Source organism: Lysinibacillus sp. FW301-JW8, assembly GCF_058788755.1.
In genome coordinates, this window is record NZ_JBYTBB010000036.1 from 43,906 (window position 1) to 53,348 (window position 9,443).

General features: G+C 34.7%; 8 protein-coding genes. 3 read left to right on the forward strand and 5 right to left on the reverse strand.

Annotated features, from left to right (window positions below):
- Positions 1–202: 202 nt before the first annotated feature.
- From AC3WOM_RS15220 to AC3WOM_RS15230, 3 genes are all read right to left on the reverse strand, one after another.
- The gene (locus AC3WOM_RS15220) at positions 203–1,588 is read right to left on the reverse strand and encodes a sensor histidine kinase (protein ID WP_492447450.1); all 1,386 of its coding nucleotides are present in this window, start codon (positions 1,586–1,588) and stop codon (positions 203–205) included.
- Positions 1,585–2,259, reverse strand: a complete 675-nt coding sequence (locus AC3WOM_RS15225; RefSeq protein ID WP_427549462.1) for a response regulator transcription factor — start codon at positions 2,257–2,259, stop codon at positions 1,585–1,587. Before AC3WOM_RS15225 ends, AC3WOM_RS15220 begins: the two co-directional genes overlap by 4 nt.
- 120 nt (positions 2,260–2,379) lie before the next feature.
- A complete protein-coding gene (locus AC3WOM_RS15230; RefSeq protein WP_492447451.1) occupies positions 2,380–4,407 on the reverse strand; it encodes a diguanylate cyclase domain-containing protein in 2,028 nt (675 codons plus the stop codon).
- Between the two features lie 550 nt (positions 4,408–4,957).
- On the opposite strand from AC3WOM_RS15230, the gene AC3WOM_RS15235 reads away from it, so the two are divergent.
- Positions 4,958–5,506, forward strand: coding sequence for a GNAT family N-acetyltransferase (locus AC3WOM_RS15235; protein WP_427549456.1), 549 nt, complete (start codon positions 4,958–4,960; stop codon positions 5,504–5,506).
- A 118-nt stretch (positions 5,507–5,624) separates the two neighbouring features.
- On the opposite strand, the gene murG is transcribed toward AC3WOM_RS15235, so the two are convergent.
- The gene (gene murG, locus AC3WOM_RS15240) at positions 5,625–6,701 is read right to left on the reverse strand and encodes an undecaprenyldiphospho-muramoylpentapeptide beta-N-acetylglucosaminyltransferase (RefSeq protein ID WP_492447452.1); all 1,077 of its coding nucleotides are present in this window, start codon (positions 6,699–6,701) and stop codon (positions 5,625–5,627) included.
- A 336-nt stretch (positions 6,702–7,037) separates the two neighbouring features.
- On the opposite strand from murG, the gene AC3WOM_RS15245 reads away from it, so the two are divergent.
- Together AC3WOM_RS15245 and AC3WOM_RS15250 are read left to right on the forward strand one after the other, a co-directional pair.
- Positions 7,038–7,685 (forward strand): cyclase family protein, encoded by a 648-nt coding sequence (locus AC3WOM_RS15245; protein WP_492447454.1) that lies wholly within the window; start codon positions 7,038–7,040, stop codon positions 7,683–7,685.
- A 211-nt stretch (positions 7,686–7,896) separates the two neighbouring features.
- Positions 7,897–8,184: a cytidine/deoxycytidylate deaminase family protein gene (locus tag AC3WOM_RS15250; RefSeq protein ID WP_492447460.1), complete on the forward strand. Its 288-nt coding sequence runs from the start codon at positions 7,897–7,899 to the stop codon at positions 8,182–8,184.
- Positions 8,185–8,375: 191 nt separating this feature from the next.
- Here the strand turns inward: AC3WOM_RS15250 and AC3WOM_RS15255 are convergent, their stop codons facing one another.
- Complete coding sequence (locus tag AC3WOM_RS15255) at positions 8,376–8,855, reverse strand: PilZ domain-containing protein (RefSeq protein WP_492447455.1); 480 nt, start codon at positions 8,853–8,855, stop codon at positions 8,376–8,378.
- Between the last annotated feature and the right edge of the window lie 588 nt (positions 8,856–9,443).

A 9,443-nucleotide genomic window follows, 5' to 3' on the forward strand; every position in this document is an offset into this window, starting at 1 on the left:
CAGTTCCATTAATTAAATTACAATTAATTATATAATATTTCTCCGTTCTTTTAAAGGATGTTTGACACAACTTATCCATATTTTAAAGAACGTTTTTTCCATCTCAATCTTACTACTCTTCACAAAAAATACAACTCTTTTTAGGAAATTAAGCAATTTTTTTCGCAAAGGCTAAAATAATTAAATAAAGCGTGAATTTTTCTTAATATTTTAGCGGGAATTTAATGAAGAAAACGGTTCCAATATCGATCTCACTCTTGACTTCCACAGAACCATTATATTTTTCAAGCAACATTTTTGTGATACTAAGACCTAAGCCTGTACCGCCTTTTTGACGATTTCTAGCTTCATCAATCCGATAAAATCGATCAAAAATGAAGGGTATATTTTCTTGCGCAATACCAATTCCATTATCTTCTATTTCCATTAGTACCTCATTTCCAGCGACTGATAGTGAGATTTGAATCTCCGGAATTTTTTCACAATAACGAATAGCATTCTCTACTAGATTACGAACTATTTGACTTAATGCATTTTCTGTTATAAATAATAGACCAATTTCTCCATTTTTAGACAGCATAATTCGCGCTTCTGGATGAAGATGCTCCATTTCCTCGATTACACTTTCAATCACTTCTACTGCATTAGCCTCACTACTACTGTCTTTTTCTTCCCGGCGAGCAAGCTCTAGTAATTCCTCAATCATTTTACGCATCCGTGCAATTTCAGTTAATGAAGTATTAATAGATTCCTCAAGAATTTCTGGATCATCTTTTCCCCATCTTTTCAATAATGATAGATGCCCTTCAATAGCCTGAATAGGTGTTCGCAGCTCATGGGATGCATCTGCAACAAATTGTTGCTGCTGGGTAAATGAAATTTGCAGTTCATTCATCATCGCATTATACATTTTTAATAGATCACCTATTTCATCATGAGACGTGTAAGTTAACTTTATTGGCTCGTTAAATCCCTTATCCATCACCATTTTCATTGAAGAACGTAATTCTTGCAACGGTTTCATCAAATAGTTGGCTAGATAATAGCCAATCGAAGCTGATAGCACTAATGCTCCAAGCCCAGCTATTAGCATGGCTGTCAATAAATAATGCATTAATGATTGGAACCCTGACAATGGATGAATCACCTGGATATATCCCTGGAAGAAGCCGAGTCGAATCGGCTCATTGATGACAAAGACATCCTTTTTTTCAATTGTCATTTCTATAATTTCATGTAAAGTTGTCAGCGGTGCAGCTGGAGAAGTATCATTAATACTAAATATCTCAATATTATCCATATTAAATAATCTGACAGTTTGATCACGATCTACTATAGAATTTAAAAGTCCCGTGTTTTGTTGAATTTGCTGTATCGTAAGATTTGGTCCTTGTGACTCTAAAAAAGATACTAAATCATAGCTTGTGCGTGTAACTTTACTTTCCTCATCATTTAAAAGCCATGTATGTAAGGAAATATAAACAACGATACATATAATTGCATAGCTAAAAAAGATAACGGCACTAGATGTGAGCATCCATTTTCTTTGTAATGTTTGATTCACCAAATGTTTTTTCAAAGTTTTCATTCACGCATCACATACCCAACCCCACGTACGGTTTCTATATAGGCGTTCATCTCACCTGGTAGTTTTGTTCGTAGATGTCTGATATATACATCAACCACATTTGTCTCAATATCTGTATCATATCCCCATACAGAAGTTAGAATAAGCTCTCTTGTACAAACTTTATTTTTATGTTCAATTAAGAGTTTCAATAAATCAAATTCTGTTTTTGTTAAATCTAGCTTTAATCCTTGGACAGAAACTTCATAAGCTGCTAAATCGATTTCAATATCACGTAATTGTATTGTCCCACTATTTTTTTCCTCTGGCATAGCACGACGTAAGATCGTTCGAATTCTAGCTAACAGCTCTTCAATGGCAAAAGGTTTTACAATATAGTCATCTGCTCCTGCATCTAAGCCCGCTACGCGATCCATTACTGCATCTCGCGCAGTTAATAAAATAATCGGTACATTTGACTGTGTACGAACCCTGCGACATATTTCAATGCCATTGATACCTGGAAGCATCACATCTAATAAGAGAACATCAAAATTTTCAGTTGAAGCATAGGCGAGTCCTTCACGGCCATCAAAAGCAACCAAGACTTCATAGCCTTCATGCTTTAATTCCAGTTCTACAAAGCGAGCGATATGCTTTTCATCTTCTACTAAAAGTATTTTCTTAGGCATTACTTTCACCTTCTATTCTATAATCACTTAATGGAGGTATCTCCTACATAACACGGTTATAGCATAACATCAAATAAAAAGTCTGTACCACAAGCAAATACTTGTTTGTACAGACTTTTTTCAATGAGCTTCCGTAATATAAAGTTTATTTTTTCCAAATTCCTTCGCTTTATAGAGCGCTTGATCCGCTAAATCCAGTAATTCGTCTAAATTTTTCCCATGATCGGGATAATACGCTACACCAATCGAAGCAGTCGGAGCAAAGTAATTATTTTCAATAATCCATCCTTTTTTTAGTTCATTTCGGATGCGCTGAATAATATGCATCATTTGTGCCTTTCGCTTTTCATTATCTTTAGTTAATCCCGTAAGTATAACAATAAATTCATCTCCGCCAATACGAATCACTAAATCATGACCTCTGACAGAGTTGATTAAAACTTGCCCAAACTTTTGGATAAAATCATCACCGGTGTCATGACCAAAATGATCGTTTACATCCTTAAAGTCATCTCCATCAATATAAAGCATTGCCAAACAATTATTCGCATCTTGCGCTTCTGCCAGTAACTTTGGAAACTCCTTTAATAAATAACGTCGATTAGGTAGCTGTGTTAACGTATCATGATAGGCTAAATATAATAAATCGTTCTCCCGTTCTTTTCGGTGCGTAATTTCACGGGATACCATCATAATTTGCGAAACTTTTTCTCGTTCAGGATCATGTACTACGGTTACGTTACCTTCTGTCCAAACAGGTGTACCATCCTTTGCCTTGAGTAATAGCTCAAATTGTGTATCCGTTTGACCAGAATAGTTATTTAAGAATGTTTGCCATGCCATTTTACTTTCCTCGTCGACAATATCACTATAAAACTGTCCCTGTAAATCTACATTTTCATAGCCTAAGAAAATCCTATAGGACGGCGAGGCATAAATAATAATACCATCCTCGTTCGTAATAACGATCAAGTCATTTGTATTTTCAGTTATTAGACGGAATGTGCGTTCAATATTTTTTAATTCCGTTAACATTCTTTTCTTGTCCGTAATATCATAGTTAATGGATAAATATTGCTCTGTCTTGCCAAATTCATTTTTTAACGGAACAATCGCTGCTTCTACCCAGTAATCTGCATGATATTTTGTACGGTAACACAGTTCACCTCGCCAGATATTCCCCGCTCCAAGCGTTTTATTAATTAGGTGCAATAAATTCTCTGTATGGTAACTAGGTTCGATTAACTTATAAGGTTGACCAATAAGCTCCTCCGCCGTGAAGCCTGACGCATTTAAAAATAGATCATTTACTTCATTTATTATGCCATCAACATCCCATATTGCAATGGCCGTTGCAGAGTTCAAAGCAGCCTTAAAAACTTCTAAGCCATGCGATTTTGAACGTAATTCTGCCTTTTGCTCAGTAAATTGTGTGAAATCTTTCATAATAAGAAATATCGCAAATGAATTATCTCCTTGCATCACTGGAGAAAGAGACATTAGATAAATGCGCTCTTTTTTCTCCAATGTATGAAGTTTGATAAGTTTTTCTCCAATATTTTCACCCATTGCTGCTCTTTGTAGATAAGTTTGAATATTTTCTATCTCATCTTTAGGGACAATTGGTAAATCAATAAACAATTTCTGTTTTACCGCATCATTATCTAATCCAAAATCGTCCATGAAGCTAGAATTAACTTCATAAACAGCCCCTTCTGCAGATAGAATGACAGTTGAGAAAAAGGCATGGTCAAACATTGAGCGCATAAATAAAAACTTATCCTCAATACTACGGTCATAGAGAATCTCTTTTGTGATAGCTAAAACATAGTCCTCATCCATGTATTTTAGCGGACGAACTGATGTCTCATATTTTCGAATCTCCGATTTATAATAAGCATAATCCACATAATCGATTTGAGCATGCTTCATAATGGCTTGACAATAATATTCCTGAATTATTGAAAAATTGCGACTTGAGGTAACGGTAGAAAGCATTTTCCCAATCGCCTTATCTGATAACAAAGCTTGAGCTGCTTGATTTAAGCGAATATATTGATAATCGTCTCCTACCTTTTTCATAAGAAAGACAAAATCCTTGCCAATAAATAATTCATTAAATAATTCTTCGCTTAAAAGATACTCCATGCTGTCACCCCCAAAAGTCGTTAAAATTGAAAAAGAATTATTATATTAATGTTTATTTATACAAAAAAATCAATAATACTATTATAACATATTTCCAATGAAATACTTCGTTTGAATTACAGATATTATATCCTTTTCAGGGTATTTTTTGATAGTTTCCCTCTTTTCAAGAAATTAAATAATGCAAAAGAAATAGGATAACTATTGTACTTTAGAAAAAATTGATATGATAGACTTAATCTTCCTAAAAAATTTTCATACAAAATTAAGTATTTATAGCATTATTTACTTTTCAGAATTAACTGACTATTAAACTTAATTTTTGTTTTAGCGAGTAAAATGATTGCATTAAACAGTAGGATTGTTATATTATATTAAAAAAACTAGCCTTTTTTCGGTATGGTCGAAAATCAGTAAGACAGCGGGAAATTATGGTTATCATAGTTATAACGTCTAGTTCTTTGGGTTTTAATTCCAGTACGAATTTTAGTTTTCTTCTTTATGTTTCAACGGAATTGTTTTAACTACCCTAGTAAAGGAGGCGTTTCGTATGCTTAAACATCGAGACCTACATGAATGTACAGAGCTTTATGAGCTATTATCACACCCTTCTGTTTTCCCATTTGTTCGTCAAAAAGCCACATCTGCTGATGAATATTGGTTTATGACAAAACAACTGATTGAAGAAGAAGCGAAGGGACTCGCTATTTCTAGGACCATTACTGATGATTGGGGTCAACCAATCGGCACCATTAGCATTCATGATGTTGAGGAAGGTGCAGGCTTTTTAGGAACATGGATTGGACTCCCTTATCAAGGCAAAGGTTATAACCAAAAAGCAAAGATGCTATTTTTAAACGAATTATTTTTTGACTATAATTTCCATACAGTTTTTCTCCGTATACGTGTTGAAAATAAAAAATCACAACGTGCAGCTTTAAAGTTACCTTATGTCGTGAGTGCAAATGAAAGTCACCCTACATTATTATCACAGGTGAACAGTGGTAAAGCGCAATTTGATTTATATAAAATCCCAAAAGACTTGTTCTATCTGACAACAGCTAACGAAATGCTAGAAGGCGAAGAACAAGCAATGTAACTCAAAAAAATTAATTTCTCTATAAAATAAGCTATGTGTTCTGTCATTTTGACTGGCACATAGCTTTTTTAGTGGTAATTGTTGAATAGGTGTTATCTGGTCTATCAATTCATAAAGACTACTTTTTATAATGTAAGATTAATTCTGCCATTTCTTTTGGCGTTTTTGGTCTTTGTGTTTTTTTCATGGTTGCTACCATATCCTCTTTATGTTCAGTCAAAACATGTACTGATTTTTTAAAGGATTCCTTTGTAAGTTCTTCCTCTTCTAAAACTTCTGCATAGCCTTGCCTTTTAAATAAATTTGCATTTAAGATTTGATCACCGCGGCTCTTTTGCGCAGATAACGGCACTAATAGCATCGGCTTATGAAGAGCTAAAAATTCGAAAATAGAATTAGAACCTGCACGTGAAACGATAAAGTCTGCTGCATGCAATAAATCCGGTAATTCTGTTGTTACATATTCAAATTGCTTATACCCTGGCATAGATGCCAATGCCTTATCAAAATTACCCTTACCGCATAAATGAATAATTTGAAATTGCTTTACGAGCTCTGGTAAATTTTGACGCAATGCATCATTTAAGACAACTGAGCCTAAGCTTCCCCCCATCACAAGTAAAACGGGTTTTAATGTTGTAAAGCCACAAAGTGATAATCCCTCTGCTCTCTCTCCTATAAATAGCTCTTGGCGAATGATAGAACCTGTACAAGTCGCCCTTTCCTTTGGCAGATGCTGTAATGTCTCTTCAAAAATGGTAAAGATATGTGAGGCAAAGGGCAAGGCTATTTTATTGGCCAACCCTGGTGTCACATCTGACTCATGAATAACCACTGGAACACCTGCAAATTTCGCAGCCATCACTACAGGGACAGATACAAATCCTCCCTTTGAAAAGATCACTTGTGGTTTCACTTTTTTGATAATACGAAAAGCCTGCATCATCCCAGCAAGCACTTTAAATGGGTCTGTAAAATTCTTCATCGAAAAATAACGACGCAATTTCCCACTTGAAATTCCGTAAAACGGAACACTAGGAAATGCTTCGCCTATTAATTCCTTTTCAATGCCCTGCTCTGAGCCAATATAGTGGACATCATAACCTAGTTCTTGTAAAGAAGGGAGTATCGCCTGATTGAGTGATACATGACCAGCTGTCCCTCCACCGGTTAAAATGATTGTTTGTTGTTTCACTTAAATTCTCCTATTCCTTAAAAGCCATAGTAGCATCACTACTTATTGTTTACAGTCTTTTATTTTACTATATGCAGATGAAAAGATATAGATGAAGCTTTTAATTTTTCAGCTTTTCCCTATTGAAATAGGCTATACTAATACATTGTCTCTATATGGAAATAAACATCGCAATTCAAAAATCTCCTTTATAGCTGAGCCAATGCTGTGATTGGCATTCCTACAGTATTCCTTTTACGTTCTTTCTATAAATGAATGTGATGCAAACGAACAGCAACTTAGTTACGTCGAGATTTAATGGTACAATAGCTTTAAAAAAGAAAGAAAGGTTTATATATGAAAATAATTGATTTAACGCATACAATCACTGAAAATATGTCAGTCTACCCTGGTACAGATCAGCCATCATTAAAAATAATATGCAATCACGAAAATGATGGATTTAAAGAAACTTCCCTAACGATGGCTTCTCATACAGGAACACATATGGATGCTCCAAATCACATATTTGCCGATAGAACTACACTCGATAACATACCAGCCGAACAATTTATAGGTTCTGGGCTAGTCATTGATTGTAGCGATTTACAACAAGGTCAAGAAATTGCAATGGATCGAATTAATGCGGTAAAAGAAAAGGCTGATCAAGCGGACTTCCTATTATTTTTTACTGGATGGGATCAATACTGGGGCACAGCTACTTATTTCGGAAACTATCCATATTTGACAGAAGAAGTCGCAGACTATTTGATGCAAAGTAAGAAAAAAGGTGTTGGGCTCGACGTAATAAGCATTGACTCGATGTTAGATGCTAATTTAACAATTCATAAAAAGGTTTTAGCTGATGTCGATTTTGTTATTATTGAGAATTTAACGAGACTTGGGGAAATTGGTGATGGACTCTTCACTTTCTGTGCCCTGCCCATTAAGTTTAAAAATGCTGATGGTGCCCCTGTACGAGCTGTTGCCATCTTGAATGATTAGTGATAGAGTGATTGTCAGCTTAAAAATAATTATTCCATTTTACGTTGAAAGAACTTGATTCAAATATTGGAAGCAGAGGTCAAAATTATATGAAAACATTTCTTATATCTCAGCAGGATTTAGAATTGGTAGAAGCAGCAACTAAAAAAATTACAACGCTTTACCAGGACATCATGTAGGTGCAGCCATACGCACAAAAGCAGGCGATATCATTTCGGCTGTACATATTGAAGCATACATAGGACGAGTAACAGTTTGCGCAGAAGCTATTGCAATTGGTAGTGCAATTTCGAATGGGGAAAAGGATTTTGATACAATTGTAGCAGTGAGACACCCTTATTCCGATGAAATAGATAGAGTATTCGGGTGGTGTATGTGTAGAGAGTTAATCGCAGACTATGCTACAGACTGTTTTGTTCTGATTGAATTAAATGATGAAGTAATTAAAACTACGATTAAAGAGCTTCTTGCATTGAAGTATAGTCGAACTTCTCAATGAAACTATATATATATTCTCTACAAGATGAGTCTGGGACCAAAAGAAAAAATGTTAGATCGATTGTATCTCGGTCTAACATTTTTTGACCCAAGAAGGATCACTCAGCTCAGTGAAACGGAAAAGTTATTATCCATTTTCGTTATTTAAAAAAATTATTGAGTTCTGTCCCAACCCCATCTTTTATATAGGCTCTATATTTTATTAAAAAAAGCTTCTATATCTTCAAAGGTAAATGGTATATCCTGTATTTTTTCATGATTATTGTGCAAGGCAGTCATACGATTTATGATAGGAGCTAATCTCCCCTCCTCTTCTTGCTTTATTTTAAACGCCACACCATAGGAGTACACCTCAAAATTTTCCTCAAGTGTCCACCGTAAAGTGCCTTCTAGCTCAAAGGATTGCTTCATTAATACAAAACTAAATTTAAATGTCATCCTACTATTTATCGGTAATTTTAATGAAGAACGGATTTTTATACCACCTAAACTGATATTTTCGATTAGTATCGGCGTGTTTCCAATGTCTGCCTTCTTCTGATTAATCTCGATAATTGTCATCGTTCCCACTACATAGGCAGGAAAATTAAATCGATAATAAGCTCGTCGCTCTACAATTGGTTTCTTGTTCTCCTTTGTGATCTGAGGTGTTAAAAAGCCCTTTTGAAGCATTTTCTCAAAGCTGGCAGCTGAAACAGGCTTAGAAAAAATACTACCTTGAACATGGAATTATCAAGCTAGTAAGAACCGAAGAACGAGGAGGAAATTTATTAAAGTACTATCAAGCAATAGCAAGAGGGTTTATCCCTGCAGACCATTTGCTTAATTATGTTGAGTCTAAAGAAGCTACAAGACAATCATTTTTAGAAGTGTTAAGTCGTGCTAAAACGCGTGTGTAACTCCACATGATGAAACATTCAAACTACATTCTTCAAATGTTGAAGAATGGAACAATCTATCCCTCCAAAAAGAATTTACAGTGAGCCAAGAAAAGTTCCTGGAATTCACCAAAAAATATAGAGTTCTTCTAGAAGATTTAATTAGCGATAACAATGAAGAAGAAAAACAACATTATTATTTAATGACGATTCAAATTGAAGAACCTATTTTTACGAAAAAGAATTAAGGTAATATTATTTTTGTAATGGAGGGATTGGATTGAGTAATCGGGAAGTACTTTGGTCCATAGCTGTCAACTTAAGAAATGTGTACTTCTTCTAAAAAGTGGTATAGATATATACAAAACTTTTTTTGGAAGGG

Excerpts from the sequence above, each read along its gene's own strand:
- AC3WOM_RS15220 (WP_492447450.1), bottom strand. The coding sequence starts at position 1,588 with ATGAAAACTTTGAAAAAACATTTGGTGAATCAAACATTACAAAGAAAA.
- AC3WOM_RS15255 (WP_492447455.1), bottom strand. The coding sequence starts at position 8,855 with ATGCTTCAAAAGGGCTTTTTAACACCTCAGATCACAAAGGAGAACAAG.
- AC3WOM_RS15245 (WP_492447454.1), top strand. The coding sequence starts at position 7,038 with ATGAAAATAATTGATTTAACGCATACAATCACTGAAAATATGTCAGTC.
- AC3WOM_RS15230 (WP_492447451.1), bottom strand. The coding sequence starts at position 4,407 with ATGGAGTATCTTTTAAGCGAAGAATTATTTAATGAATTATTTATTGGC.
- AC3WOM_RS15225 (WP_427549462.1), bottom strand. The coding sequence starts at position 2,259 with ATGCCTAAGAAAATACTTTTAGTAGAAGATGAAAAGCATATCGCTCGC.
- AC3WOM_RS15235 (WP_427549456.1), top strand. The coding sequence starts at position 4,958 with ATGCTTAAACATCGAGACCTACATGAATGTACAGAGCTTTATGAGCTA.